Below are 26,995 nucleotides of genomic sequence, written 5' to 3'. Positions count from 1 at the left end.
ATTGAGAGCTAGGCAAACGGCAGAAACAAAAGCGAGGAAGAATAGAAGCATGAGCGAAACAGAGCAGCACAACGTACAACAGAGCGTACAACAAGGTGCACAGGAAAACCTCAGCGCACACCACACGCGACAACACAGCACGCAACAACACGGCGCGCAATCCTCCCCCTCCGTGCGCTTTACCAACGCCACGGTAACGCGCGGGCATCGTGTCATTTGGACTGACGGCAACTTCTCCATCCCCCGCGGCACTGTCACCGCCATCGTGGGAACCAACGGAGCTGGCAAAACCACCCTGCTCGATGTCGAGCTTGATTTGCTGCACCTGAGCAACGGAAGCGTCGAAGTTCTGGGCCTTCCAGCAGGAAAGGCCAACGAGAAAATCGGCTATGTTCCGCAAAACTATGCTTCTGATATCGATTCGAATATCACTGCAGAGCAGTCGGTGCGTTTGGGCTTGGATGGTACGCGCTTCGGCATTCACCGCATGAGCGACCAGCAGCGCGACAAAATCACCCAAGCTCTCCAGCTCGCCGGCATCGAAAACCACCGCAAGCTGCGCCTCTCGGAAATGTCAGGCGGTATGCGTCAGCGCGTTGCTATTGCTCAAGCTCTTGTTTCCGACCCTGAGCTTCTGTTGCTGGACGAGCCGTTGGCAAATCTTGATATTGCTGGTCAGCGCGACTTGGTGGATGTGCTTGCTCACCTGGCTGAGGACCTCGGCATGACCATTCAGATCGTGGCGCATGATCTCAATGTGTTGCTGCCTATTTTGACGGGCGCTATTTACCTGCTGGATGGTCACCCTCACTACGCTCCGATCGGCCAGATGATGGATTCTGAACTTCTCACTCACTTGTATGGCACGAAGGTGGAGGTCCTGAAGACTGTTCAGGGCGATATGTTCGTCCGCCCTGACCCGCATGTCGAGCCTGAAAACCGCCCGATTCACACTCATACCCCTGCTGAGGCTGCTCGGTTCCACTCGGATAACAAGCCGGCCGATGATAACGCTCGTCAAATGGAGGTGCGCTGATGAATGCTTCTCTTCTCTCTACTTTGCAGACACCCTTTATGGTGAATGCTTTTATTGCTGGCTTCCTCATTTCTATTACCGCAGGCATTATTGGTTACTTTGTGATTGCTCGAAAGACGGCTTTTGCCGCGCATGCTCTGGCTCATATTGGTCTGCCTGGCGCTACTGGTGCTGCTCTGCTCGGTTTGCCCGTGAGTTTGGGCTTGGGTGTTTTCGCCCTCGCCGGCGCTCTCACGATTGGTGCGATGGGTAAGAAGGCGAGTAAGCGCGAGGTGGCGACTGGCTCGATTCTTGCGTTTGCCATGGGCTTAGGCTTGTTCTTTGCTCGTATGTCAAGCGCTGCGAACGCTCAGATGCAGTCGATTCTCTTCGGCTCGATTCTCACGGTTTCGCCTTCTCAGCTGCTCGTCATTGCCGCTGTTGACGTCGTTTTGCTGGTCGTTTTGCCGATTATTTACCGCCCTTTGCTCTTTAGCACGGTGGATGAGAATGTTGCTCAGGCCAAGGGCATTCCGATTCAGGCGATGAATATGATTTTCATGGCGATGATGGCTGCCGTAATTACCATTTCCGTTCAAGCAGTTGGTACGCTGCTCATTTTTGCTTTAGTAGTCACTCCGGCTGCTGCAGCTCAGGTTTTTGCTCGCTCTCCCCTTACCTCAATGCTCTGGGCTAGCTTGATTTGTTTGGTTTCCCTGTGGGGCGGTCTCTTTATTGCTGCAGCTGTCCCTGTACCTCCCAGCTTTGCTATCGTTACTATTTCTACTGTCATCTGGGCAGTGTCACAGTCCTTAGTTCGCTCTTTGCGTAAGGAGCTCTAAAGATTATCAGTCCGCTGAGGTCTGAGTGCAGATCTGCTCATTCCATCGCTGCCGGGAAGAGAGTTCCTCCTTTTGGAGGAGCTCTCTTCCCGGCATTTTCCTATCAGCTCTGATAACACGTTATTTGTGTTAATCTTTCTTTCCTCAATAATTTTCTGAGCCTTTGATTAATTCTTTTCTCTGGAAAGAGAAGGACTGAGCTCACCCACAGAGCTCAGAATTGACCCCACTATCTGCCGTAACTGCATGTGATGTACTAGACCAGTACGTTCAGCAGTGATACGATCTCTTCAACCGCGGTTCGCAGGGCTGAGAACCAATATGAATACTGAAGATATCGAGTATTCCTGCTGCTCATTTCTCCTGTCATCTGATTCTCCTCGAGAGTTCATTCTCTTGAGCTACTCAACACCATAAAGGCACAGTAAAGGTTAAACTATATTTCACCCCATTCTTCGCCGCTGCACAGCGCTGGCAAGTGCAGTTGTGCTTTCTCTGACAACAGGGCTGATCACTGCTGGTTGCGCAAACTCCTCTCAACACAAGGATGCAAAGCCCGTGGTGTTGAAGTCTGTTAACCACATTGGTGGATACGGCATCAACAAAACAGCTCTCTTTCCCACAGACAAACTTGTTTCAAAGGAAGCATACGAAAAGTTCGTACAAGAAACCGCGTGGAAACAGGCTGAAAAGGATTCGTCACAGCAAGCTCATGTTCGCACATTAGGCTCGTTAGTTACTCAGAAACACGCCCTGTCCCTCACCTCCACTACAAAAATTGCAAAGGCGAGTTCTTCACAGAACTATTATTACGTGTTCTTCGCGTGCAAATCTGATGATCCGGAGATATATCAGGCTGACTTCACGATCACTCTTAATAAGGGTGATGAACGACGTGCGGTTGATATGAAGAGCATTGGCGGGATACCCTGCGATGGAAATCTCTCTGTTTCCGCAATTCCAGTAAAGAAGTTCCTAGGAGTGGATTCGCTGACTGTATCGGCCAAGAATGCTGAGCCGAGGATTTCGCTTCTCATCCAGGAGAGCGACATCCTCATCTAACAGGAGCAGCCTCACGAGTTGACTGATAAGCCACTCGCACAAGTGGTATAACCGCCAGCTATCAATGCAAGAGGGCGATGACGGAAACCGTCATCGCCCTCCACTGTTCTGTGCACTACACGAAGCGCGTAGTGAAACTATCAAGCAGACTTGCGCTTCTTGCTTGCCTTCTTTTCGTTGGCAATACGGTTCAGCGTCTCACTTGCCGGCTCATCAGGGAACTGAGCGTGATGGGAAAGGTCTTCCTTCGTAGGGCGAGCGTAACCCAAGTTCACGTCGAGCAAATGCTCTGCTTCCTCAGTGCTAATCTTCTCAGCCAGAGCGATTTCCGAGGAAAGCTCAGCACGAGCCTTCACCAACATGCGCTTCTCACCAGCAGAGAGACCATGCTCCTCATCGTCACGCTGGGCAAGATCACGAATAACCTCAGCGATCTTGTCCACATCGCCTGAGTCGATCTTCTCCACATTGAGCTTGTAACGACGCGACCAGTTCGTCTTCTCTTCCTCAATAGGAGTGCGCAACACCTCGAAAACTGCGTCAATAGCCGAAGCATCAACGATGTCGCGAACGCCAACCTTCTTCAAGTTGTCAATGGGAAGCTCAATAGCAAGGTCATTGTCGGCAATGGTAGAAAGAACTTGTAGCTTGATGTACTGACGCTTCACCCCTCGAAGCTCGCGCTCAAAAATATCCACCACGCGGGCAGCACCATGACGTGGATAGACGACAGTATCACCAACTTGATATGCCATGTAAGACCCCCACCCTGCTGGGAGGTAGAAATTCCCAACAGTAGTAATTTTTCCGCGTAAACTCAACCATTATGGCCTCATGTGTGGACTTGGCGTGAAGAGTGAGTGAAAATGCCCTGTACACCGCGTTTTCGAAAGAAAATCTCAGTTTTCGGCGTTTGTTCTTCACGAAAACATCGCAACTTTGTGAAAATCATGTACTGTGAAGGTATGGCTGATGATTTGACAATGACGCCGGCCGTACCGCTGGCGGTTGACCATAATGATCTGGACGCTGTGTCCAACGGCGTCTTCTACAATCCGCATGCGATTCTGGGCGCTCACCAGCATCCGCAGAATGCGGGACGCACAACGGTGCGCGTCCTCAAACCTCTGGCAAAGCAGGTGACCATTATCACTGCCGATGGTGAGTTTGCTGCACAGCATGAGTGGAACGGCGTTTTCGTTGCAGTTGTACCTTCACAGCGTGGTGAAGATGGCTCTTATACCATTCCTGACTATCGCGTTCGTACCCAGTACGAAGATGGCACTCGCCTCCTCGAAGATGACGCTTACCGATTCCTGCCCACTGTTGGCCAGATGGACGAATACCTCATTGGCGAAGGCCGTCACGAGCGACTGTGGACGGTTCTCGGCGCTCATGTGCGCACCTTCGACGACCCGATGGGTTCGCCTGACGACCCAGAATCCCACTCATTGAGCGGTGTTTCCTTCGCCGTGTGGGCACCAAACGCCCATGTGGTTCGCGTTATCGGTGACTTTGACGGCTGGGATGGCCGCAAGTACGCCATGCGTTCGATGGGACACTCCGGCATTTGGGAAATCTTCATTCCAGGCTTGCGCGCTGGTATGAAGTACAAGTACCAGATTCTCAATGCCAATAATGAGTGGACGGAAAAGTGCGACCCGATGGAGTTTAGCCACGAAGTACCGCCGCGTACGGCAAGTATCGTCGTGGATTCTACCTACGAGTGGCAAGATAACGCTTGGATGGAGCAAAGGCGCGAGAAGAACGCTCACAACGCTCCGATGAGCATCTACGAGGTGCACGCTGGCTCGTGGATTCGCGGTTTAAGCTATCGCGATATGGCCGACAAGCTCATCGCCTACGTTAAGCAAGAGCACTTCACCCACTTGGAGTTCCTGCCGCTGGCTCAGCACCCATTCGCCGGCTCGTGGGGCTACCAGGTGACGGGCTATTACGCTCCTGATTCTCGCTTTGGCTCTCCGGATGACTTCCGCTACTTGGTGGATCGCGCCCATGAGGAAGGCATCGGCGTCATCATGGATTGGGTTCCAGCCCACTTCCCGAAGGATGATTTCGCCCTCGCCCGCTTCGATGGCACTCCGTTGTACGAGAACCCTGACCCGATGCGCGGTGAGCAACCTGATTGGGGCACCTACATCTTCAACTTTGGCCGCAATGAGGTGCGCAACTTCCTCGTGGCAAACGCCATCTATTGGATGAAGGAATTCCACGTTGATGGTTTGCGCGTGGACGCCGTGGCCTCCATGCTCTACCTCGACTACTCGCGTAAGCCTGGGCAGTGGCGTCCAAACCGTTACGGTGGCCGCGAGAACCTCGAGGCTATCGACTTCCTGAAGGAAGCAACAGCTACGGCATATAAGAACAACCCGGGCACGGTGATCATCGCCGAAGAGTCGACCGCATGGCCAGGAGTTACTGCTCCTACTTCGGCAGGCGGCTTGGGCTTTGGCTTCAAGTGGAATATGGGTTGGATGCACGACACCTTGCAGTACATGGCCGAACAGCCTATTAACCGCAAGTGGCACCACAATGAGATCACCTTCTCCTTGGTGTACGCCTACTCGGAGCATTACGTTTTGCCTATTTCTCACGACGAAGTTGTGTACGGCAAGCACTCCTTGATTGGCAAGATGCCAGGAAGTGACCCGGAACGTTTCGCCCAAGTGCGTGAGCTCTTCGCCTATCAGTGGACGCACCCTGGCCGCAAGTTGAGCTTCATGGGCAATGAAATCGCCCAGTTCAACGAGTGGAATAGCAATGAGTCGCTGGATTGGACGTGCTTGAGCTCGCCTGACCACAAGGGTGTTCAGACTCTGGTTGCTGACCTCAACGAGTACTATCGCAACACTCCTGCCCTGTGGGAGTTGGACTTTGACCAGTCAGGCTTCCAGTGGCTCACTTCGGATGATTCCGACCATAACACCCTTTCGTATGTGCGTTATGACAAGGCTGGGCATCCCGTTGTCGTGGTCGTGAACTTCTCTGGTTCTCAGTGGAATAATTACCAGCTCGCCCTTCCACAGGGCGGACGCTGGCACGAAGTGATTAATACAGATGATGTGAAGTATGACGGTAATGGCGCACATAATGAGCCATTTGAGGCAACCGGTGGCCCGTTCCACTCTCGCCCTGCTTCGGCTTATATTACCGTTCCTCCACTTTCTGCTGTAATCTTTGAGCCTGAAGACTAAGCGAAGGGAGAATCATGTTGGATTCCTCACTGACTGCTGTTAATCAGGAGCCGCCAACTATCTTGGTAGTGGAGGATGAGCCGACCTTGGCTACTGCTATTGCCCAGCGCCTTTCGAGCGAAGGCTGGAATGCGCGCGTGGTAGGCGATGGCCAGAATGCTGTTATTGCAGCGGCTCAGCTCAAGCCCGATCTGATTATCATGGACGTCATGCTCCCCGTCATGGACGGTTTGACAGCCACGCGCAAGATCGTTTCTCAGCGCATGGTTCCTGTTCTGATGCTGACGGCTCGTGATGATGAGCAAGATAAGGTGACTGGTTTGGCAGCTGGTGCCGATGATTACATGACCAAGCCTTTCTCTATGCGCGAACTGATTGCCCGCTGCAAGGCACTGCTTCGTCGTGTGGAACGAGCCAAGGTCATTGCTCAGAACTCTCAGAATGAGAAGATTCTGGACTTCGGCTCTTTGGTGATTGATCCAGCTCAGCGCCAAGTCAAGCAAGATGGTGAGTTCATCCATCTCACCCCTACCGAGTTTGATCTCTTGGCTACTCTGGCTCGCCGTCCTCGTACGGTGTTGAGCCGTGAGAGGCTGCTTGAGGATGTGTGGGATTGGGTGGATGCTTCTGGCACGCGCACTGTTGATTCTCATGTGAAGGCTTTGCGTCATAAGCTCGGCGCTTCTCTGATTCGTACCGTTCATGGTGTGGGGTACGCTTTCGAGCCGCCAACTTCTGAACCTCAAGCCTGATGTGTGATTGCCCCGCTGTTTGGCGGGGCATTCTTTTTTCTTTACTTTTCCCTTTCCGCTTATCCGTTTCGCATCGAGGCAGCTATGAAAGAACCTTTTGACGAGCCCATTACCCAAGAAAACTTGCCGCGCGCGCACCACCATCATTCTTCCGCTCCCTCCCCTGCTTCTGCTGGCACCAGCCCTCGCAGCGCTCGCAAGCCCTCCTCTCGTCCTCGTCGAGGCATGAAGGTGCGTTACCGCAGACTCGCAAAAAGCCAGCATTCTACGCGCATCTACCAGGCCGAGCTCAACCGTGCTCATCGCAACGAGTGGCTTCCTATGCACACTACTTTGGCTGCCAAAATCTTGCTTTTGCTCGTTTCTACGGCAACTATCAGCTTCTGCATTGCTTGGGTGATGAGCCGCATAGGATTATCAGGCTGGATTTCCCTGCCGATCGTGATGATCGTTTTCGCTGTCATCGGCCATTATTTTGCCCGTTACCTCACGTACTCTCTCACTCAAATTCGCGATGCTGCAGAGAATATGGCTCAAGGCAACTATCACACTCGTGTTGAGCCGACGAGCACCGATGAAGTGGGTGAGCTTGCCATCAGTTTCAACCGTATGAGCGAAGAGCTGGAGCATGCGGACCAGATGCGTAAGGACATGATTGCCAACGTTTCTCATGAGTTGCGCACTCCGGTGGCAGTGATGCAAGCGCAGGCGGAGAATATGGCTGACGGTGTTGTTGAGGCGAGCCCTGCTAATCTTGAGGTCATCGTCACGCAAACTCACCGCCTTTCTGACCTCATTGCCTTCCTTTTGGATTTGTCGCGCATGGAGGCGGGTGCTGCCAGCTTGGACGTGCAGACCTTCTCGATGGCCGATTTTTTGGACGAGGTGGTCGAGCCTTTGGAGATTGCCGACGCCTCGCATAACCACGAAATTGAGATGCATGTGCCGCCGGATCTCGATATTGAGGGCGATCGTCAACGTTTGAGCCAGCTTTTCACCAATATCATTAACAATGCGTTGAAGCACTCTCCTGATGACACGCATATTTTGATTGACACGCATTATGAGGCGCGTGGCGATGAGATTGTCACTAATGTGGTGAACTTTGGCTCATATATTGACCCTGCTCAGCGCGAGACCATCTTTAGGCGTTTCGCTCAGGGAGAACACCGGCCAGGAACCTCATCGGGCGGTACGGGCTTAGGTTTGTCTATTGCTCGCTGGGCTGCTCGCCTTCATGGTGGTAGTGTACGTGTCGTTGATGATCCTCGTGGAGCGAATTTTGAAATTCGTTTGCCTCGCATTCACCAGGAAAACGATACCTCCGAAAAAGTTGCGTAGGAATTTTAATTTCCAAAGATTATCAGCGCGGGTGATGGCCTCCTCAAAAGGCTGTCATTCCGCGCTTTTTCATAGTTAGTCCTCCTCAGGCTACCTGCTCACCACTCGTTTTCACTTGTCGCACGACGTGAGAAAAATCAGATATAGAACAAATGTTCGAAGTTCGAGTGAGAAAGGAGCCGATATGAACAAGCACAGTAGTTCACCTGAAGAAACGCATGTCCTCTCTATTACTTCGCTGCATCGCGCGCCACGGCCGATACCCGAAGCACTGGAAGCCGTTCATGCAGGTTTCCCCTCCGTTGCTCAGGATTATTTTTTCTCTGACTTCTCCTTTGACGAGAACATCATCACCCACCCTGCCACAACCTATGCTGTGCGCGTCGCAGGAGATTCCATGCAAGGAGCAGGTATTTTCGACGGCGACCTTCTCCTCGTTGACCGCGCCTTAGATGCGGAAGATTCTGACATTGTTATCGCCGCTTTGGATGGTGAACTCACCGTCAAACGCCTCATCGCCCAACCTGGAGTTCCGCCCTACTTACACCCGGAGAACCCGCGATACCCCAATATTGCCATCAGTGATCTTCAAGATTTTCTGATCTGGGGAGTGGTTATTGGCAACTATCACTTCTTGTCTCGAAAGGATTCCTCATGGCGACCAGCATGACTTTTGGCACGGTACACACGTGGGAAAGCTCTCCCCTGCTTTCCTCTTCCCGTACTCACGAGCAGTGCGCCACCCAGCAACGACCCGGCGAGCAGCGCATCACCGAGCGACGCCCAGCTTCTGCAACAGGTGCAGCCCCGGAGAGTAGCAGCATTCCTGCTCTGGTTGAGCAGAACAACACAGTGAACATCAATGGTGCTGTGTTCTCTACAAGCACTCGCCGTTATATTCTTGCCGACGCTGATAGCTTCTACGCCTCCTGCGAGCGCGTTTTCCACCCTGAGCTCGCGCACAAGCCTGTTCTCGTGCTCTCCAATAACGACGGCTGTGTTGTCACGCGCACAGCAGAGGCTAAACCGTATATTCCTCAAGGCGTCCCCTGGTTTCAAATCAGAGAGACAGCCTTCGAACATGGTGCTGTTGCTCGCAGTTCCAATTACGAGCTGTACGGCAGTATTTCTGCTCGCATGATGAACGTCATGCACGAGTTCTTCGAACACCAAGAGGTGTATTCCATCGACGAATGCTTCCTCGAAACGCGCCTGCCCTTGCACGATGCTCTTCTTCAAACTCACCGCATGCGCCAAGCCGTGTGGCAAGGTGTGGGGATTCCCCTCTCCATTGGCATTGCACCGACAAAAACTCTCGCCAAAATAGTGAACCACTGGGTGAAGCATGGCAATGGCACGGCGCATATCGGTACCTGGGATCAGTTTGATGCTGATTCTCAACGCAGGCTTTTACAAAGCGTTCCCATTGACGAAGTGTGGGGAGTTGGCCATCGTCTCACTCGCAAGCTGAGCAGTATGGGCATTATCAGCGCGTGGGACCTCTCCCAGCAAGACCCGAATGCTATTCGCCATCGCTTCTCTGTGCTCTTACAGCGAACAGTGTTGGAATTGCGCGGTATCGCTTGCATTGAAGATGAAGTCAGTGCCACAACCGGTGCTCGAAAAGATCAAATTCTATGCTCGCGCATGTTCGGTCATCCCATCACTGGTCGTGATACTCTCTGTCAGGCTTTCAGCGTCTACACACAAGATGCTTGCCGTCGTTTACGCCGACAGAATGGCCTCGCTACCAGCGTGGGAATTTTCGCCGGCATTTCGCCCTACAACCCTGATGAAGGAGGAGTTCCTCTTCCCCTCACCATTCGCACCTTGCCTACTCCTTCTGATGATCCTCTCTATATTGTGAAGTTCATCACCCATGAGCTTCTGCCTGCAATTGACCCGTCCACTCGTTTCATTCGCGCAGGAGTGCTCCTCTCCGGGCTCATCCCCTCGAGCGAATATCACCCCTTCGAACAGTTCAAAGCTCAACGTGATGATTCCCACATTGGCCAGCTGCTCGACTCCATCAACCGTCGTTATGGTGACCACAGCATTGGCATCGGTTATGGCGGTGTGCGAGGAACTGGCCGAGCTAAAGAGGAAGTAGGTGCGAGCTGGAATATGAAGCGCGCCATGCTCTCTTCTCGCAGTACTACTCGCTGGGATGAGATGATGGTCGTTAAAGCGAACTAGCCCGACACTGAGGCCAGCGTGAAAGCCGCATGCACAGGGACGCCAGCTTGGCGAAGGCTGCGAATACAGCCCACCACCGTAGACCCTGTAGTGCAAATATCATCAATCACCATGACGAAAGGAGACCGCGATAAAGACTGTGAAGAAGATCCAGAAGATGGTGACGACGATGACGACAACGACAAAGACGGCGAGCACAATGCCTGCGCGTCAAACAGGAACTGCAGCTGACGCCGATTAATCTGATAGGTTCGCGACTTTGATTGCCGCTGCCTCACACTACCCGTCACTGACTTATGCGAGCCCCTCTTCTGGTGAAGAGCGCAACACACGTGAACATGAAAACCATAAGAGGAAAGGAGAGCAGCAAGCTGAGTACAGAGCTCACGCATCGGGTACCATCCGCGCTCGCGAAGAGAAGAGCGAGAACTCGGAGCAGGAATCAACACAAGAGGGTTATCAGGCGAAACTCCAGTGACGCGAAGAGTACGAAGAATAAGCCGCGCTAACGCAGAAGCAAAATACTGCGTCACTTCCCTATCGCCATGATCCTTCCACGTGAGGATGGCGTGGCGAACAGGTCCCTGATAGCGAGCACAGGAGAAGAGCGCTCCTAAGCAAATAAGTGAAGAGGGAAAATCACGCTCAACCCACCTATCCAACTGCTGCTGGCAGGTATGGCACAGCACGCAGTCAGGTTGTAAACAGCCTGCACAGCCTCGAGGTGCGAGCAAGTAGTCAATCTCGCGAAGAAGTGAATACGTCATAGGTCGAGCACACCACGAAAATGACGTTGAGGCATCCTTCTAGAGTGAATGTGGAAAACGAAAGCAGGAGCGTAACGATGAGTGAAGCATGGGAACGACCCATTTACCGTGACCGGCACGGACGCGGAGAACGCGGAGTTCTCACCGGAATCTGGCGACCACAATATCGCAAGCGCTCCGCCATCTTTGATGCGCTCGCCGTCGGTCAACTCAAGCGCCTGCGCACCGCATGGCCGGATATGATCAACTCCATCCAGTTCGCTGTCACTGACATTGCTCCCACCGATCCCCTGCCGTGGGAAGATCAGCAGGCACTGCGGTCACTCGCCTACCCGGCAGAACATGGAAAACCTGCACGCATCATGCTGTTTCGCAGGCCACTGCTCAACCGCGCTATTGACAAGCATGATTTGCAGATGATGATTCGCGACGAACTGGTCAAAAGAATTTCCGAGCTCAGCGGCATGAGCCCCGAAGAAATCGACCCTGGTTACACCGGAGACTGGCGCTAAACACAACCGCTCACACAAGAGCTAATAGGCACGCTCACACAAGAGCGAGCACAAGCAGCAACGAGTCAAGCCGCACATTTGAGGGAGAAAAGGTTAGCGCGTGAGTGAGGCTGCAGCAGGGCTCCTCACCACAGTCACCTTCTGAGAAACAGGAACCAAACTCGTCGACAACAAAGCAGCAATACCAGCCACATGTGCAGAATCCAGCGCAGGAGACGTCACCTGTTGAGTGAAAGTCACACCCGCCTGAGGCTGCTTCTTATCCAGCTGCTGAGTGAGCACCACGGAACGAGTAGAGCTTTGAAGCCACTTATCATCCATCAGCCGTGAAGACAGAGCAGGAATGCTCACCGTATCACTCTTCACCTGCTGATGCTTGTCATCAAACTGAGCCAGCGTGACAGTTACAGCAGAATCAGAAGAATTAGCCAAGCTAAAACGAGAGTTCAGATTATCAACACGCACACTCGCCGCAGAAGTCACAGGAAGCTGAGCAGGAAGAGGAACGTAATCTTGCTGATTACCCGAGCTGGACACGCTCTGCACAGCCATCGCTTCCACCACAGCTTGAGTGGCCTTGGAACTCTGTGCATCAGTGGAAACAAGAAGTCCAGAAACCCCGGCAGGAGCATTCTTCAAGTCGATCACAGTTACATGCTCAGCACCCAGCGTTACCGAATCAGCCTGAGCAGCAGGCTTACCCTGAGCAAGCCAAGAAATATGAATACGCTGCTGAAGAGGTGAATACAGCACCAGCGAAGTAGCAAGCCCCTCGCGCACACCAGCAATAGCAAGGCGAGAAGAAGCCACACTCGGTTGCGAAATATAATCCACACCCTGCGAAGCGAGCTTTTGAGAAGCCTGCGACTTCACATACGCATACACCGATGCCACCGAACTCGACAAACGCACACGAAGAGCATCATGACGGCCCGCAGCAGCAGACAAATCAATACGAGCCAGAGAACGCGGAGCAACAGAAATACGAGAAGACGTCTGAGAAGCAGACTCACCCTTCTCCGTCCACAAATCCACACTAATCGCCGTCGGCTTACCACTCGGGTTCACCACTTCAACAATCTCGTTATGCCCCCGCTGAGTCGAAGGAACCAAGAAAGTGAAATCACGGCGAGCAGACACGCAACTCGTCGCTGATAATCCTTGAACATCACCTGTAGAAGCCTGCGAAACAGTCGACGTACTCAAACCAGTACCAGTCGTCGCCGAACTCAAATCCGAATGCATCACACGCTCAGCAAGCTCACCCGTAGAAGCACCAAACTCAGCAGAAGCCCAATCCTTCAAATCCGTTGAATCCAAAGCAGACGACTGAGTAGAAGCCACCGCACCAAAAGCAGCAGCAGCAGAACTGACCGCCAAGTTGCCATTCGAAGCAGAAAACTCCTGATCACCATAGCTCACCGAATCAGCAAGCCCCACCCCGGAAGGCAACCAACACGACGACTGGCTCGGAGCAACATTCTGAAAATGCGACTTCGTCACCGCAGAAGCATCCCCCACGTGAAGAGGAGACGTAGGCAAAACACACGCACCAATGCCTGCAGCCAACAGCACGACAGCAGAACTGACGGTGATAATACGACGAGTTACAGCCCTCATATCACTCCTTCACCGAACGACGCTTCGGAAGCGCCAACAACAGCCACACCACAACAAGAACAGCAATCGCAATCAGCCACACAATGCGCAAAGGCGAACGCGAGGCACGCACCTCACCCCCGACAGGAACCTCAACAGTATTGAAGCTTTGCGCACCATCCACACTCTGCGTCGTCGAAGAAAGCAAACGCACATACAAGCCAGCCTGATTATTGACCACCGTATTGCTCTGATCCGAACCAGCAACATGAGAAGCCAACATGGCATGCGCCTGCACCACGCCCGCATCCGTAGAATGCGACGGCACCACGAAAATGCCGATAAAGCCCAGCTTCTCCAACTGCGCCAAAGCCTGAGGAGCATTTTCTGACAAGAGATTAGCAGCCAAAGAATTCAGCTTCTCCTGCTCAGCATTGCTGCGATGCGCAGCAATAACATCCGCATTCACATTACGGTCAAGCACATCGCCTGCAGCAGAAGACATCACCGTGTATTGCACACTCGACTCATCAGCCACACGCAAAACCAACACACGCTGGCGAGGATGCTCCTGCAAATCAGCCACACCCACCAAAGGAAGCAGAGAACCCGTCGTGCTCACCTTGTTCAGCATGCCAGCCTGAACAGCCGAAACCAGCGTCAAACTCAGCGCCGTCACCACCAACACAGTGGAAATCAGGGAGTGGAGAATGCGAACAGGACGCTGCTTGCGGCGAGCATCCTCAACAGTAGACGCGTAACGAGCGGAAAGTTCCGACTGCGTCAAACTCATCTGCTTCAAAAGGTCAGGAGCAAGAACATGCCGCGGCAAAACAGAAGCGCGAGAAGCCACCGAAGAAACACCCGCATGAGAGGAAACATCCACCTCGTCACCCGTAGCAGTATCCACTTCCAGCAAACCCACAAACGTGTGATCGCGAACACCCGCCACACAGATTGCAGCCAACACCAGGCCTAAAAGCAGCACTGATAATCCTGGGAGAACCGAGCCTTGAACAAACGGCGAAACGGAACCAGAGCCTGCGCGCTGAAGAGCCAAAACATCCGTCGTCACACCAATCGTCTGCGTTGCAGAAAAAGCGGCAAGAGCCGAGCCCAACAGCATGAGCATCCACGACAAGCGAGACAGGCGCAAAGAGCGCGTAACAAACAGCGAGATCACCGCCATGGCAAGCACAATGCAGGAAAGAATGGCAACAAGCGCAATGACAATCTTGAGAAATGCCGACCACGAGGAAGCCGAACCCAAACCGGCAGCAAAGCCATCCATAACGGTGAACAGCGCAACAGGAGGGTGAGCAAAAAGCTGAGTGTGCGTGTACGGCAAAAGTGCCGAGCCAAACAACTGAGCAAAACTACTCGAGAGGGGAAGCTGCTGCGAGGACAAGCCAGTCAGCTCAGCCAGGTCAAACGCGCTCAACCACGTCGGCGCACTCATCACCACAGCAGGCAGCGGCAGAAGCAACACCATCAAGCGATGCGAGCGAGCCAAAACCAAGAACACCAGCACCAACAAAAGGAAGACCAGCAAAAGCTGCGGCTGAGCAAGAACGGCTGCCGCACCACAAAGCCCAGCAATAGCAGCGAACTGAACAGAAGAGTGAGCCTTCTTCGGCTGGTCAACCGCATAGAAGCCAATCGCGCGCAACAGCGAGTACAGAGTGGCCGGAAGCATCAGCCACACCATCAGCATCGCCACATCACCAGTAAACACAATGCCAGTAGCCAGCAGGAGCGCACCCCAGAGCAGACCGGCACTGAAACGCACGGAATTCGAACGCGAAACCGTGCCAGCAAGGGCAAACATCATGAGCATCGCACCAGCAGGAGCGAGCAGCCAGAACACCGTCAAACCAATGGCGAGATGCCCACCACCCAGCAGAGAGATCACCAGAAGGTCCCAAGCGAAAGGAAGAGGAGCGGCAGCAGCACCCATACCCAAGCTATAGGTCCACGGAGTAGAAGCCACATGCAAGATGTGCGCGGTGGAGGCAGAAGTTGCCGGCCACCATACGGAAGACAAGGAATTGCCGGAGAAGAGAGCTGCCAGCGACGAGCGGTTCACCAAGGCGGTGGCAACAATACCTACGAGGGCGAGAGCAAACTCCCAGCGCAGGCGACGATGAGTCAAAGTCTTCAGATGCATCGCCTCAAGCGGATTACGCGCCGGGCGGGACTGGGCATCGCGGAAAATGCGTTGGCGAGTATGCCAATCATGAAGCTGAGAGGTGGTGGCGCGCAAAGCAGTGAAATGCGAACCACCCTGGCCAGCAAGCCTGAGCTGAGTGCGCTGGTAGAGGCCAACAGGTGTGCGCACGAGTGCGGCCCACGGAGCCAGGAGCTCGCACACCGCCTGCCACGGCTTCTTGGAAAACAGCAAGCCGAGGAACAAGAAGAGCGAAACGAGAATCGAGCCCAACCATGCGAAAGGAGCGAGAAGGAGCGGAGTGGCGGAAATGCGGATCTTGTCGCGAGCAACCACCTGCTGCCACGCGCTCGAGCGAGGGTGCGTCAGAGCCTGGCCACGAAGGCTACGAATGCCTTCAAAACGGGCACGACGGTGAGCGATGCGCGCCTGAGGAACAACGCCGACTTGGAAGCCGGCACGCCACATGCGGCGAGAAAGGTCTACTGATTCGTCGAAACCGTACCACGGGCGCGTGCCGCGAACCTTATTCCACGCAGTGAGGTGGACCAGCGCGCCGGCGAGGGAAACGCTGTACACGTTCAAGCGGCGATCGTACTGGCCTTGGTCTTCTTCCCCGTCGACGACGAGGCTGGCACGCCGATTCCAGCGGTCAGTGAAAGAGCCCACGTCGTGGAGGGTTTCACCCTTCCAGTCCAGCTGTTTAGCACCCCACAGTTGAACGCCGGGCTGCTTGGCGTCGGCGGTGACCATGCGAAACAGAGTGGTGCTGTCCGCTGCTCGAGAGTCGTCGTGCAACAGCCAGAGGCGGGCGATGGAAGGGTCGACAACTTGGGCGCGCAACACTTGGGAAATGGCGTCGCCGAAGCTCTTTGCACCTTCGACAGGAAGAACAGTGATTTGAACGGGACCGACGGAGATGTAGTCCGCAGTTGCAGTAGCGATGGAGGAGTCGGCTTGAGCGGCGGCGCTGGCTTGAGCTTGAGCGGAGGTTTGAGCGTCGGCTTGGTTGTCGACTTGAGCGCCAGCTTGAGCTTGAGGGCCGACTTGGGCTCGTGCTGGTCGGTAAGCGGCGAGCGATGTGAGGCTCTCCCCTGTTTGGCACGCAATGACAATCTGGGAAGGCAAGACGGACTGAGAAAGGACGGATTCCAGCGTCTGTTTGAAGAAGCGGGCGTCACGCTCGACGGTGATAATCGCGCACACATCCGAAACGACGATGGGGCCAGCGCCTTTGGCATTGACAGCCGTCACCGAGGTCATGGTTTCGCTCAGGCTTCTCACCGGTCCGCTCATAATGCGACGGGCGAGCTGGGCTATCTCCCTCACGTCTCGGGTGATGCTGGCAAGAGTGGCCGGCTTAGCTTCCTTTGTGGTGGAGCCCGCGGTGGCAGCCTGCGAGGAGACCTGCGAAGAGGCCGAATTGCGCGCGGCAGCCGTGGCTGGGGTGTGCAGATGTTGCAAATTGTCAGTTGAGGAGGCACCGTGCTGCGTGACTGAACTCTTCATTGATACATCATCTCCTCGCAGCGCCAAATGGGCTTCTTCTGTCGTATTGCTCACCGTATTCTTTCCCACACGTCCCACTGTAGCGAGAAAGCAGCACGAATGTGCAAAAGTTTGAGAGTGGACTAGACTGTAAATATTGTTTTGTACGCTTTGAGACGAAAGACGGGGCATATGGCAAATAGTAAACACGGTGCTCCGAGGTCGGGGCGAGCAATTCCCAACTTGGCCCACACCCCCTCTAACCAACCCCTGCATGCAACAGTTTTCACCAATCGCCGCGTGGTGTTGCGTGCAATTTTGTGCCTGTTCATTGCCCTTTTCGCTTTCGTCGCCACTGCTGGTGCTGCAGTGTATTCCGAGATTAACAGCACGATCACATCCCGCTCCGTCATCATTACTTCCCAAAAGACGAAGAAGGCTGAAACCGAGATTCTGGACCCGAACTCTGGCAAGCCGATCAATCTGTTGGTGATGGGTCAGGATTCGCGCGATGGCGCTGAGAATTCCACTCTGGGTAACAAGACGGAAGGCGGCGAGCATAACGCCGATACGACGATGATCGCCCAGATTTCTGCAGACCGCTCTTATGTGAATTTGGTTTCTATTCCGCGCGATACTTTGGTCGATGTTCCTGCCTGCACTACCAGCAAGGGCACGATTCCTGCGCGCTACAACGTGATGTTCAACTCCATCTTCGCCTACGGCTACAACAGGGATGGCCTCTCGGGCGCAGCAACCTGCGCGATGGCTGCTGTGGAGTCGCTCACGGGAATTCACCTTGACCAGTTCATCGTTGTCGACTTCGCTGGTATGAGGAAGATGATCGATGCCATCGGTGGTGTGGACGTGTGCATCGCTGAAAACGTGAATGATGAGTACACCGGTTTGCGTTTGAACAAGGGCTTGGACCATCTGGATGGAACGTCGGGCACCATGTTCGCTCGTATTCGCCACGGCATTGGCGATGGTTCCGATATTGGCCGTACTGCTCGTCAGCAGTATTTGATCAAGCAGCTGCTGCGCCAGATCAAGCAGAAGAATATTCTTCTCAACGTCAACGAGCTCTATGGTTTCGCTAAGTCTGCACTGGAGTCACTGACGATGAGCTCTGGTTTGGGCCAGCTGGGAACACTGACTGGCTTGGCTTACTCGATGCGTCACTTCTCTGTTTCGAACCTCTACTCGCGCACTGCCCCAATTATGACGGCCCCGAGTGACCCGAACCGTGTGGTGTTCTCGGATGCGGCAAAAACTCTGTGGGAGCTGATGCGCGCTGGTAAGCCAATTAACGTTGACCTCTCCGCTGATGCGCAAACGCAGGCCGATCAGCTCGCTCAGGAAAGCGCTCAGAGCAAGAGTGAGGCTGACAAGTCTACTTCTTCGGACAATTCTTCTGACACGTCTTCGAACTCTTCGAACTCCTCGGAGTCGACGGATTCTTCCGACCAGCAGTCCGAGCAGAACGCTGCGAAGCCTGACCCGATCACTGGCTTGATTTCCCAGTCGGATGGCTCTTTGGTTGACCCTCGCACAGGCGGTGTGGTTGACCCGGAGACGGGCGTGATTCGTGATGCGCAGACAGGAAGCTTCATGGGCATCGCTGACCGCTACCTGAACCACACGATCTGCGGAATTCCTGCAGACAAGCTGTGATAGCGCGCTGATAATCTGGGTGGTTTGTGCTGCCCAGATTCACAGACCGAGCCTTTCCGATTGCGAAGAAACAGCAAATTCTCGCGCTAGTGCGCCTCCTGCCCTCGCGCAATGTTCTACAAAGGGAGAGGACGAGAAGGGAGATATTGTGGCCGCTTTTGATGATGATTTCGTACCGCCAAGCTTTACTCCCCATAATTCTCGGCCTCGCCCCTCTTCTGCTGCTCAGCGCGCTGATGGCTCTTACGCGCACAACTCAGGTCAGCAGGGTTCGAATGTTCAGAATTTCCACCACATTCAGAACTCTCAGCGCGCAGGAAACCCGCAGGCCCAGCGCACGTCTCAGGCTGGCCGCAATCCTCAAGCTAGCCGCTATTCTCAGCCTCAGCGCAACCCGCAAGCTCCGCGTCAGGTCAATTCTGCTCAGCCTCAGCCTCGTCAGTACCAGCAGGCACAGGCTCGTAACTCGCAGGCTCGCTTCTCCTCTGACCCTTACTCCCGCGCACCACAGGCTCGCGGCGGCGATTACCCTTCTTTTGCTCCCTCTTCGCGCCGAGATTATCAGCCCGCACCTTCTTTTGCGCCGCGTAATTCTCGTGCCGCTCAAGGTTCTCGTGCCGCTCAAGGCTCTCGCTTTGCTGACAGCCAGCATCCTTCCTTCGAACCACGCTCTCCTCGCGGCCCGCACGCACCCCTCGACCCTCACTCGGGCAACCCAGCGGGTGAGGCTCTCACGAAAGCTCGCCCCAAGCGGCATATATTTTTGCGCGTTCTGGCAGTTCTGCTCGTGCTCATTCTGATTTTCTGCGCGGGAGTGTACTTCTGGGCAAATTCCAAGCCGAAGCGCTTTGACGCTTTGAGCTCGCGCGCCGACGATTCTGCTCATACTTGGCTGATCCTCGGTTCCGATGTGCGCGACGGTGCTCGCGGCACTGGCGCTGAAGATTCTGTTCCTGGCGAGCGTACCGACACGATCATGCTGTTAATCAAGCCGGCTTCTGGCCGCGCAGCTCTCATTTCCATTCCTCGCGACACTTTGGTCACTCAAGACGATGTGGATATGAAGATCAACGCTATAGCAGAAAAGTACGGTTGGCCGGCATTGTCTGCCCAGGTGGAGAGTATTTCTCACATCAAGGTCGACCATGTGGTCAAGATCGGCTTCTCCGGCGTACAAAATGTTGTCGATGCTTTGGGCGGCGTGAATTTGTGCTACGACCAAAATGTTGATGACGCAAACTCGGGTATGAAGTGGACTGCTGGCTGCCACACGGTGAATGGCGAACAGGCTCTCTCCTTCTCGCGTATGCGCTACTCCGACCCGATGGGTGATTTTGGCCGTACGAAGCGTCAACGTCAGGTTGTTGCTGCTATTGCCAAGCAGACCATGTCCCCGTCGACGATTTTCAACCCGCATAAGCTCTTCTCGGTGGCGGGCGCTGGCCTCGATTCGCTCACCGTTGATAATTCAATGAATCCGTTCAACTTGGCGCAGATGGCTTTGGCTTTCCGTGAAGCGACCGGCCCGAACGGTATCACTGGCTTGCCGGTGGTCAAGTCGATGGGTTATTACGTCGACGGCATCGGTTCGACGGTGTTGCTCAACTCGGAGGCTTCCCTCACTTTGTTTGCCAAGATTATCAATGGCGAAGAAGAGCCGGGCGTTGTGGGCGGCATCATCTGAGCGAAAGTTTTCCACATTTTCTGAAAAATCCTGTTCGCGCGTGACTGGTGCGTTGTGATGGAGGCATGTCACTCCACCACCTCTCACACTGCACTCGTGCAGCTGACCGAGGCCCTTGTGCTGCTGCCACAGGCTCTTGTACTTCTGCGCGACGCTCTCCGACCCTTGCGCGACGCTCGCCTGTCGCTGCAGGACCTTCTCCTGCTGAAACACGCCGCTCTGGCACTTCTGCGCGGCAACTTGCACTCACTCGATTGCTCGCTTTTCTGCGCTTCTTGCCTCTGCTCGCACAGTTTGCCATGGTAGGCATCGCCTGGTGGGCAGGGAATATCCCATTCTTGGTCATGAGTATCGCTAACGCAGCCTTAAGCCTGACTTCCGTTCTCACCGAGATTATCAGAAAGAAAGATGCAGCAACTTTCAGCGAAGAGCAGCCCTCTCACACCCATGAGCCGCAAGTGGAAGATGAGAAAACGTGGATCCACCATCAGGTGGAGTTGCTCGCTACCGCTCCTAGTAACGCGAACGCGCACACCAGTATGTTCGCAGCATCGCAGCCTTTCACTTCCTTCATGCCAGCGCAGCTCACATCACCCGACTGGCGATCAATTCTGCGCTACTGGCTACGTGATTCTTCCTTCCTGCCTGATGGCAGTGTTCAGCTCACTCCTGCGGTAGATCTTCGTGTTCCTCTCGGCTCAACGCTGCTCTACCCTACTGCCCAGCTCGATGAGCTCACCGTAGACCTTGGCCAGCATGGCCCGCATGTGCTCATCGCAGGAACGACCGGCTCGGGCAAATCTGTTCTCTTACAAAGCTGGTGTGCAAGCTTAGCGTTACGCAATAGCCCTGAGCGTGTGCAGTTCATCTTCCTCGACTTCAAAGGCGGAGCTACTTTCAATGATTTAAAGCATCTGCCTCATGCTCGCGGTTGCGTATCCGACCTCTCGATTGCCCATGCGAAGCGAGCTCTGCGCGCAATCGAAGAAGAGCTGCATCGCCGAGAGCAGCTCGTTGCCCATCATCACGTTTCGCAGATCACTCAGCTCAGCTCGCCTCCAGCACACCTGATTATTGTGGTGGATGAGTTCACAGCGCTGAAAAACCAGTTGCCCGACTACGTGCAGCGCCTCACCAGGATTGCCTCCCAGGGCCGATCTTTAGGCATGCACCTGATTTTGGCCACTCAGTCACCCCTAGGCCAGTTGAGCACGGATATGCGAGCGAACCTCTCCCTGCTCGTGTGTTTGCGTTTGCGCGATAGCATGCAATCGACTGACCTCGTGGGTGTGCCGGATACGGCCCACCTGCCGAGCGTTCCTGGCTTAGGCATTGTGGAGTATGGTCAAGGCCCTCAGCTTTTCCATGCGCCGCATCTCGATTCGTGTGCTGCTGTGGTTCACCACTGTTCTCTCGCTGCGCAGTTTATGGAAAATACTCCTGTTCAGGAGCTCTTTTCTGCACCTTTGCCCCGCAATATCCCCTGGGGTGTCCCTTCAACCTCGCTCAGCCTTCCCCCAACCCCACTGAGCGTCCCTTCCAGTTCTCTCGATCTCTCTACAACTGTGCACCAGCTTGCTCTTGGCCTTCAGGATAGTGGGACTGCGCTGCTACCTGCTTGTGTCGACCTCACTCACGGCAACATCGCTATAGTGGGCGGGCATGGCAGAGGTAAAACCAACCTGCTCACCCTCTTGCGCACCCAATACGAGGAAGCCCGCTCATCGCAAGAAAACCCTGAGATTACCACTGCTGATGACTCATCAGCTTTTACTGTGCGCTGGCGTGATGACGCTGACCAACTGTTGGATCCCACTAATTCAGACGCGCTGATAATCCGGGAAGAACTGCACAATCCGAAACTGAGGACCGTAATGTGCTTGACCAGTGCGAAATATGTGCGCCGAGCTGAGCAATTTGCTACGGTGATTTACTTTCCCACGGGCGAGCCCACTAGTGATGCTCTCGCCGGATTATCACGCCCAGCAGTGCAGGAATGGGAAGCTGCAGATTACACATGTCCCGGCCGCGCTGTGCTAATGACAGGCGCGCAGCAGCTTACCGTTCAGTGCTACCGCATGGACGAAACCGCGCGCAGCAAAGTACTGAGCTCATCACCGTCACCGTCGTTCGAGAGCAATGCCGACTCGGCGCAACGGTCAAAACAGCCTAGATGCGCTCCGCGTTCTGAGCTGCACGCAATGTCACCGTAAGGTCCACGCGCGTGCCACCTTCAGGCTTGGAACTCCTCGTCACCGTTCCTCCGAAGTCGGAAGAAATAAACGTATTGACAATCTGGGTGCCTAAGCCTGATTCACCGTCATCGTGCTCCATCTGCTGGCTTGCCTCCAGGCCAATGCCGTCGTCTTCCACGCTAATGTTCAGGTCGTTCTTCCAGCGCGCCACGGAAACCGTGATCGTACCCGAGGTGCGTCCTTCAAAACCGTGCTCCACACAGTTTGTCACCAGCTCGTTCAGCACCAGAGAAAGCGGGGTTGCATCTTGCGAAGGCATCTTACCGAACTTGCCCTCAAAAACGAGGGAAATATGCTGATCCGAACGCGCTTCCACGTCGATAGTCATGCGCAACAGTTCATGCAACACAGCGTCAAAATCAACCATCTCATCGGCCGATTGCGACAAAGACTCGTGAACCATAGCGATAGCTTGCACACGCCTCTGAGCTTCAAAAAGCGCGCGCTTCACCACGTCATTCTTCGTGCGCCTGGCTTGAAGGCGCAGCAGAGCAGAAACCGACTGCAAGTTATTTTTCACACGATGGTGAATCTCAGAAATCGTGGCATCCTTGGTCTTCAGCTGCTCGTCACGACGGCGAAGCTCAGTAATATCACGGTAGAGAATGACGGCACCAAAGTGACCACGCGGTCCGTTCAACGGCAAAGTGCGGAAAGCAATAGCAGAACCGTTGACTTCCAAGGTGGTATCCGCAGGTTCCATACCCGAGTAAATCGGCTGCATCTGCTGAATGGCTTCCTTGTTATCGCCCAGCAGTTCGCGGATCACATCGTCAAAACCGCGGCCTTCCAGCTCGTTGACAAAACCCAAGCGGCGCAAGCAGGAGATGGCATTAGGCGAAGAGCAGTTGATGACGCCATGCGAATCCAGCACAGTGAAACCATCAGAAACTCGAGGGTTATGCCTTTGCTTGTTCACAGCGACAGAGTAGGGGAACTCGCCGCGCGAAACCATGCTGAAGAGGGCTTTGGCTGCAGTGATTCCCTCGCGCTCGTAGCGGCCAGCAATACCGCGCGTGTTGAGGTTGGTTTCTCGAATCAGAACGCCGATCGCACGCCCGTTGTGCCAAATTCCGGCGAAAGTGTCGCAGATGCGAGGAGTGGTATCGCGCTCTTCATCCTCGTCATCGTAGTAATCGTCGTGATCATCCTTTTCTTCTTGGCGAGAGCGGAAAATATCATGCGAACCCATAGCGCGCATGAGCAAGGCGCGCATATCAGAATCGACAAGGTGGCCCACCAAGTCGTCTGGTCGAATGGACACACCAGTGGACGGGCGGCACTGACCGGCGTAAATGAAGTGGCCGTCGGCGACGGGAATGACCAGCTGAAGGTCCATGTATCCCAGGTCAGCGATCACTTGCCAGTCAGCAACGAGCCTGTGCAAGCAATCACGGTCAGAGTCGTCGAGGTTTGGTGCGTCCTTAATAATTCGAGCAAATTCGGCCATAATCTCCATGGTATTCGCTGGCCTAGCGCTATTGTGGTGGACAAGCGGAAAAAGGATGAGAATGAGCGAGAAAAACACACCGAATATGCCAAACCCTGAGCTAGAGCACACGCTCGACCCTCTGGCAGCTCAGAGGCGTGCCGATGAGGCCAAAGCGCAGTGGAAATACCTCAAGCGCGTGGCCCGCCGAGAGAAGAAAATGTACAAGCATGGCATGCGAGTCGGCGCTATCAAGGAAGGGCCTTACCCGTGGAAGAAAGTTCGGCTGGATGTTCACGGAAGGCCGAAACCAGCGATGCGTGGTTGGATTCACGCGGGCACTGCTCCCCTGGCTCTCGCCGGCGGCATTGTAGCGATCAGCCTAGCGCATGGGCCAGCGATGAAATGGGCGTGTGCAGTGTATATGATCTGCTCGCTCATCCTGTTCGCCAACTCTGCCGTCTACCATATTGGCGACTGGAATGAGAAGGTGACAGACATTCTACGCCGCATCGACCATGTTAATATTTTCCTGCTCATTGTGGGAACTTTCACACCGATCAGCTTCGCTTTGCCTGCTTCCGTGCGCCACATTGCCCTCACCGCTTTGTGGGTGGCGACGGCGGCTGCCATCATCCTGCACGTGATCTTTATCAACGCACCACGCTGGCTCTATACGCTGGTCTACGTCATTTTCGGCGTCTCCGGTGGCCTATTTATCCCCGCGCTGTGGGTTGCTCCTGCAGCAGGCCCGGTTGTGGTGTGGTTGATTGTCTCCGGTGGCTTGACGTATATTCTCGGCGCTGTGGTCTATGGCAAACGCTGGCCTGACCCCTGGCCGCGCGTCTACGGCTTCCACGAGATTTTTCACACGTGCACGACGCTGGCATATGCATGCCATATGGTGGCAATCTTCTTCGTCCTGCTGCGCCTGTAGGAGTCTCCTGTGCCTGTAACACCCTGTTGCTGACTGTAGCGGACTGTACGCTATCGCGCGACTGTAACGCTCTCCTGCGCTTGTAACACCCTCCTACGGCTATAAAAAAGGGTCGGACTGCAATGCAATCCGACCCTTCTATGAATGTTCAAGCGCTGTGCGCTAGTCACTGAGACTGCTGAGCCTTGTAAGGCTGAGCATCCACAATCGTAGCCTGAATCTCACGGCCTGTTGGTGCAGTGTAAGTGACAGTATCACCCGTGTGATGATCCATTACAGCCTGGCCAATCGGAGACTGTGGGCTGATAATCTGCTCGGAAGTAGCAATAGACAGGTCATGAGAACCCACCAAGTACTTGCCTTCCATCGAGCCAATCTTCAAAGTGACCAGAGTGCCATTGCCCACGGTGCCTGCCTCAGGAGGGGTGATAATCTTCGAGTCGCGCAACTTGACGATCAACTCGTTGATTCGACCCTCATTCTTCGCCTGTGCCTCACGAGCAGCGTGGTAACCGCCGTTCTCGGACAAATCGCCCTCAGCGCGCGCAGCGGAGATCTTCTGAACGATCTCTTCGCGCAATGGGCCCTGACGATGCTCGAGCTCCTTACGCATCTCATCGTAAGCGTCCTGAGTCAGCAGATAGATCTTATCCTCTGCCATATCACTCCTTTATAGGAAATACGCCGAACTCTCGGCAGTGGTAATCTCAAGAAATTTTGAGATTATCAGCGAGAAGTAGTCGACACAATGTCAACGACGAACACCAAAGTGGCGCCGCCAGGAATGCCAGCAGACGGGATGCCACGCGAACCGTAGCCATACTCGGCTGGGATGGAAACCACGAGACGAGAACCAACGTTGTGGCCAGGAACGGTGTTATCCCAACCCTTAATGACCTGGCCAATGCCAATGCCGAAGGTTGCTGGCTGATGACGGTTGAAAGAAGAATCGAAGGGGACGTCAGAACCCCACACGACACCGTGATAGTTCACAGTGACCATGTCACCAGGGCGCACGACTGGGCCGTCGCCTTCCACCAGCTCGACAGCCTTCAAACCTGCTGGAGCCTCAGCCTGTGGGAAGGAAATGGTTGGCATTTCGCCGAAGCCACCAGTGACCACTGGCATCTGTGCTTCACTCATGTTTACTCCTTATGCTTTTGCCGCTGAGCACATAGCTCGCGGGTTACCGGCTCTATGTTACCGGTGCGGCCGCCCAATTGAGCGCAACAAGCGTAAACTGTAAGCAAAAGGCTTACAGGCAGAAGGTGGGAAGCATGGCTGAGAAATCTCCTCAGATGTTGCGTTTGGAACAAGCATGGAATTCAGTAGAACAGGCTCGCAACGAGTACGATCGCAACGTGAAAGCTGCAGAAGATTCTTTTAATCGCGTTTCCAAGCAGCACGCTAAAGCTGTCGACAAGGCGAAGGCTGCTCTCGAAGATGAGAAGAAGCGGTGGAACTCCCCCGTTGCCCAGTTCGAAACCGCTCGCCTCTATCGCGACCATGTGGCAGCAGAAGATGTGCAGATGCCGCTGAGCTCAGCCGTAACATCCACTATCCAGACTTCCGGTGAGACTCTGGTGTTGATGTTGACTAACGGTTCCACCGAGGTGAAGGTGAATGCCGGTTCCCAAGAGGAGGGTGCGGCACAGGAGTTTTCGCGTCAAGTGCGAGAGATGGGCCAGCATACGCAGTCAAATATTACTGAGCATGAGAAGGCGCTGACCGAGCTTAATCAGAACGTGACAGCAGTGATTAACTCCACGCAGGATATCGAGCAGGCAAAGAAAAACTTGGAGTATGCCCGCGCTCAGAAGGGTGCGATTCAGCGTGCGAGCTTGCAGTATGAGCAGGTTCGATCTGAAGTTCCGCAGGAAGTGCAGAAAGCTTTCGACAAGCACAATCAGAGGATGAAAGCTTCGTCGTGGGTTGTACCGATCGCCCTGGTGATTGTGATTATCATTTCGCTGATGCTTTTCATGCTCTTGCACTGAAAGAGTTCAAGGCGAGAGAACGGGAAGAAAAGAGCGCGAGAAGTCCTCGCGACACTCGATCAG

At 54.4% G+C, this 26,995-nt stretch carries 20 protein-coding genes; 14 read left to right on the top strand and 6 right to left on the bottom strand.

Annotation, left to right across the window (positions count from 1 at the left end):
* The first annotated feature begins 49 nt into the window (after positions 1–49).
* The 3 genes from AEAE_RS02140 to AEAE_RS02130 all read left to right on the top strand — a co-directional run bounded on the left by AEAE_RS02140 (position 50) and on the right by AEAE_RS02130 (position 2,919).
* Entirely contained in the window at positions 50–1,036 is a 987-nt protein-coding gene (locus AEAE_RS02140; RefSeq protein ID WP_094689512.1) for an ATP-binding cassette domain-containing protein, read from the top strand.
* Positions 1,036–1,857, top strand: coding sequence for a metal ABC transporter permease (locus tag AEAE_RS02135; RefSeq protein ID WP_094689511.1), 822 nt, complete (start codon positions 1,036–1,038; stop codon positions 1,855–1,857). Before AEAE_RS02140 ends, AEAE_RS02135 begins: the two co-directional genes overlap by 1 nt.
* Positions 1,858–2,418: 561 nt before the next feature.
* Positions 2,419–2,919, top strand: coding sequence for a hypothetical protein (locus AEAE_RS02130; protein WP_148139941.1), 501 nt, complete (start codon positions 2,419–2,421; stop codon positions 2,917–2,919).
* A 140-nt stretch (positions 2,920–3,059) separates the two neighbouring features.
* Here AEAE_RS02130 and AEAE_RS02125 read toward each other — a convergent pair whose 3' ends face one another.
* Positions 3,060–3,674: a CarD family transcriptional regulator gene (locus AEAE_RS02125; RefSeq protein ID WP_094689509.1), complete on the bottom strand. Its 615-nt coding sequence runs from the start codon at positions 3,672–3,674 to the stop codon at positions 3,060–3,062.
* Between the two features lie 210 nt (positions 3,675–3,884).
* Between AEAE_RS02125 and glgB the strand changes: the two genes are divergently transcribed.
* The 6 genes from glgB (at position 3,885) to AEAE_RS02090 (ending at position 11,702) form a co-directional block, all read left to right on the top strand.
* Positions 3,885–6,134 carry a 1,4-alpha-glucan branching protein GlgB gene (glgB, locus tag AEAE_RS02120; protein ID WP_094689508.1) on the top strand — a complete coding sequence of 750 codons (2,250 nt, stop codon included), beginning with the start codon at positions 3,885–3,887 and terminating at the stop codon, positions 6,132–6,134.
* A gap of 14 nt (positions 6,135–6,148) precedes the next feature.
* Positions 6,149–6,886 carry a response regulator transcription factor gene (locus tag AEAE_RS02115; protein ID WP_094689507.1) on the top strand — a complete coding sequence of 246 codons (738 nt, stop codon included), beginning with the start codon at positions 6,149–6,151 and terminating at the stop codon, positions 6,884–6,886.
* A 321-nt stretch (positions 6,887–7,207) separates the two neighbouring features.
* Entirely contained in the window at positions 7,208–8,227 is a 1,020-nt protein-coding gene (locus tag AEAE_RS02110) for a sensor histidine kinase (RefSeq protein WP_244569637.1), read from the top strand.
* A 184-nt stretch (positions 8,228–8,411) separates the two neighbouring features.
* Positions 8,412–8,897, top strand: a complete 486-nt coding sequence (locus tag AEAE_RS02105) for a LexA family protein (RefSeq protein ID WP_094689506.1) — start codon at positions 8,412–8,414, stop codon at positions 8,895–8,897.
* Positions 8,882–10,423 carry a Y-family DNA polymerase gene (locus AEAE_RS02100; protein ID WP_244569593.1) on the top strand — a complete coding sequence of 514 codons (1,542 nt, stop codon included), beginning with the start codon at positions 8,882–8,884 and terminating at the stop codon, positions 10,421–10,423. The genes AEAE_RS02105 and AEAE_RS02100 overlap by 16 nt, the downstream gene beginning before the upstream one ends.
* Positions 10,424–11,267: 844 nt before the next feature.
* Entirely contained in the window at positions 11,268–11,702 is a 435-nt protein-coding gene (locus tag AEAE_RS02090) for a metallopeptidase family protein (protein WP_094689504.1), read from the top strand.
* Positions 11,703–11,795: 93 nt separating this feature from the next.
* Here the strand turns inward: AEAE_RS02090 and AEAE_RS02085 are convergent, their stop codons facing one another.
* Both AEAE_RS02085 and AEAE_RS02080 read right to left on the bottom strand, forming a co-directional pair.
* A complete protein-coding gene (locus AEAE_RS02085) occupies positions 11,796–13,322 on the bottom strand; it encodes a DUF5719 family protein (protein WP_094689503.1) in 1,527 nt (508 codons plus the stop codon).
* Position 13,323: 1 nt separating this feature from the next.
* Positions 13,324–16,977 carry a glycosyltransferase gene (locus tag AEAE_RS02080; RefSeq protein ID WP_094689502.1) on the bottom strand — a complete coding sequence of 1,218 codons (3,654 nt, stop codon included), beginning with the start codon at positions 16,975–16,977 and terminating at the stop codon, positions 13,324–13,326.
* Positions 16,978–17,148: 171 nt separating this feature from the next.
* Here AEAE_RS02080 and AEAE_RS02075 point away from each other — a divergent pair, with 171 nt between their 5' ends.
* The 3 genes from AEAE_RS02075 to AEAE_RS02065 all read left to right on the top strand — a co-directional run bounded on the left by AEAE_RS02075 (position 17,149) and on the right by AEAE_RS02065 (position 22,527).
* Positions 17,149–18,630 carry an LCP family protein gene (locus AEAE_RS02075; protein WP_094689501.1) on the top strand — a complete coding sequence of 494 codons (1,482 nt, stop codon included), beginning with the start codon at positions 17,149–17,151 and terminating at the stop codon, positions 18,628–18,630.
* A gap of 148 nt (positions 18,631–18,778) precedes the next feature.
* Positions 18,779–20,314 carry an LCP family protein gene (locus tag AEAE_RS02070; RefSeq protein WP_094689500.1) on the top strand — a complete coding sequence of 512 codons (1,536 nt, stop codon included), beginning with the start codon at positions 18,779–18,781 and terminating at the stop codon, positions 20,312–20,314.
* Between the two features lie 254 nt (positions 20,315–20,568).
* On the top strand, positions 20,569–22,527 hold the full coding sequence (locus tag AEAE_RS02065) for an FtsK/SpoIIIE domain-containing protein (protein WP_158520469.1): 1,959 nt from the start codon (positions 20,569–20,571) through the stop codon (positions 22,525–22,527).
* On the opposite strand, the gene AEAE_RS02060 is transcribed toward AEAE_RS02065, so the two are convergent.
* On the bottom strand, positions 22,484–24,019 hold the full coding sequence (locus tag AEAE_RS02060) for a sensor histidine kinase (RefSeq protein ID WP_094689498.1): 1,536 nt from the start codon (positions 24,017–24,019) through the stop codon (positions 22,484–22,486). The two genes, AEAE_RS02065 and AEAE_RS02060, sit on opposite strands and share 44 nt — an antisense overlap.
* A 61-nt stretch (positions 24,020–24,080) precedes the next feature.
* Here AEAE_RS02060 and trhA point away from each other — a divergent pair, with 61 nt between their 5' ends.
* Complete coding sequence (gene trhA / locus AEAE_RS02055; RefSeq protein WP_244569592.1) at positions 24,081–24,935, top strand: PAQR family membrane homeostasis protein TrhA; 855 nt, start codon at positions 24,081–24,083, stop codon at positions 24,933–24,935.
* A 166-nt stretch (positions 24,936–25,101) separates the two neighbouring features.
* On the opposite strand, the gene AEAE_RS02050 is transcribed toward trhA, so the two are convergent.
* On the bottom strand, positions 25,102–25,596 hold the full coding sequence (locus AEAE_RS02050) for a GreA/GreB family elongation factor (RefSeq protein WP_094689496.1): 495 nt from the start codon (positions 25,594–25,596) through the stop codon (positions 25,102–25,104).
* Positions 25,597–25,661: 65 nt separating this feature from the next.
* Entirely contained in the window at positions 25,662–26,078 is a 417-nt protein-coding gene (locus AEAE_RS02045; RefSeq protein WP_094689495.1) for an FKBP-type peptidyl-prolyl cis-trans isomerase, read from the bottom strand.
* Between the two features lie 134 nt (positions 26,079–26,212).
* Between AEAE_RS02045 and AEAE_RS02040 the strand changes: the two genes are divergently transcribed.
* On the top strand, positions 26,213–26,932 hold the full coding sequence (locus AEAE_RS02040; RefSeq protein ID WP_094689494.1) for a hypothetical protein: 720 nt from the start codon (positions 26,213–26,215) through the stop codon (positions 26,930–26,932).
* Positions 26,933–26,995: the final 63 nt, after the last annotated feature.

This window comes from Aeriscardovia aeriphila (assembly GCF_002259595.1).
Lineage (GTDB): Bacteria > Actinomycetota > Actinomycetes > Actinomycetales > Bifidobacteriaceae > Aeriscardovia > Aeriscardovia aeriphila.
The sequence above is the reverse complement of the archived record's forward strand: the minus strand, read 5'-3'. Positions and strand labels throughout refer to the sequence as shown.

Excerpts from the sequence above, each read along its gene's own strand:
- AEAE_RS02140 (WP_094689512.1), top strand. The coding sequence starts at position 50 with ATGAGCGAAACAGAGCAGCACAACGTACAACAGAGCGTACAACAAGGT.
- AEAE_RS02135 (WP_094689511.1), top strand. The coding sequence starts at position 1,036 with ATGAATGCTTCTCTTCTCTCTACTTTGCAGACACCCTTTATGGTGAAT.
- AEAE_RS02125 (WP_094689509.1), bottom strand. The coding sequence starts at position 3,674 with ATGGCATATCAAGTTGGTGATACTGTCGTCTATCCACGTCATGGTGCT.
- glgB (WP_094689508.1), top strand. The coding sequence starts at position 3,885 with ATGGCTGATGATTTGACAATGACGCCGGCCGTACCGCTGGCGGTTGAC.
- AEAE_RS02115 (WP_094689507.1), top strand. The coding sequence starts at position 6,149 with ATGTTGGATTCCTCACTGACTGCTGTTAATCAGGAGCCGCCAACTATC.
- AEAE_RS02110 (WP_244569637.1), top strand. The coding sequence starts at position 7,208 with ATGCACACTACTTTGGCTGCCAAAATCTTGCTTTTGCTCGTTTCTACG.
- AEAE_RS02105 (WP_094689506.1), top strand. The coding sequence starts at position 8,412 with ATGAACAAGCACAGTAGTTCACCTGAAGAAACGCATGTCCTCTCTATT.
- AEAE_RS02100 (WP_244569593.1), top strand. The coding sequence starts at position 8,882 with ATGGCGACCAGCATGACTTTTGGCACGGTACACACGTGGGAAAGCTCT.
- AEAE_RS02090 (WP_094689504.1), top strand. The coding sequence starts at position 11,268 with ATGAGTGAAGCATGGGAACGACCCATTTACCGTGACCGGCACGGACGC.
- AEAE_RS02085 (WP_094689503.1), bottom strand. The coding sequence starts at position 13,322 with ATGAGGGCTGTAACTCGTCGTATTATCACCGTCAGTTCTGCTGTCGTG.
- AEAE_RS02080 (WP_094689502.1), bottom strand. The coding sequence starts at position 16,977 with ATGAAGAGTTCAGTCACGCAGCACGGTGCCTCCTCAACTGACAATTTG.
- AEAE_RS02075 (WP_094689501.1), top strand. The coding sequence starts at position 17,149 with ATGGCAAATAGTAAACACGGTGCTCCGAGGTCGGGGCGAGCAATTCCC.
- AEAE_RS02060 (WP_094689498.1), bottom strand. The coding sequence starts at position 24,019 with ATGGCCGAATTTGCTCGAATTATTAAGGACGCACCAAACCTCGACGAC.
- trhA (WP_244569592.1), top strand. The coding sequence starts at position 24,081 with ATGAGCGAGAAAAACACACCGAATATGCCAAACCCTGAGCTAGAGCAC.
- AEAE_RS02050 (WP_094689496.1), bottom strand. The coding sequence starts at position 25,596 with ATGGCAGAGGATAAGATCTATCTGCTGACTCAGGACGCTTACGATGAG.
- AEAE_RS02045 (WP_094689495.1), bottom strand. The coding sequence starts at position 26,078 with ATGAGTGAAGCACAGATGCCAGTGGTCACTGGTGGCTTCGGCGAAATG.
- AEAE_RS02040 (WP_094689494.1), top strand. The coding sequence starts at position 26,213 with ATGGCTGAGAAATCTCCTCAGATGTTGCGTTTGGAACAAGCATGGAAT.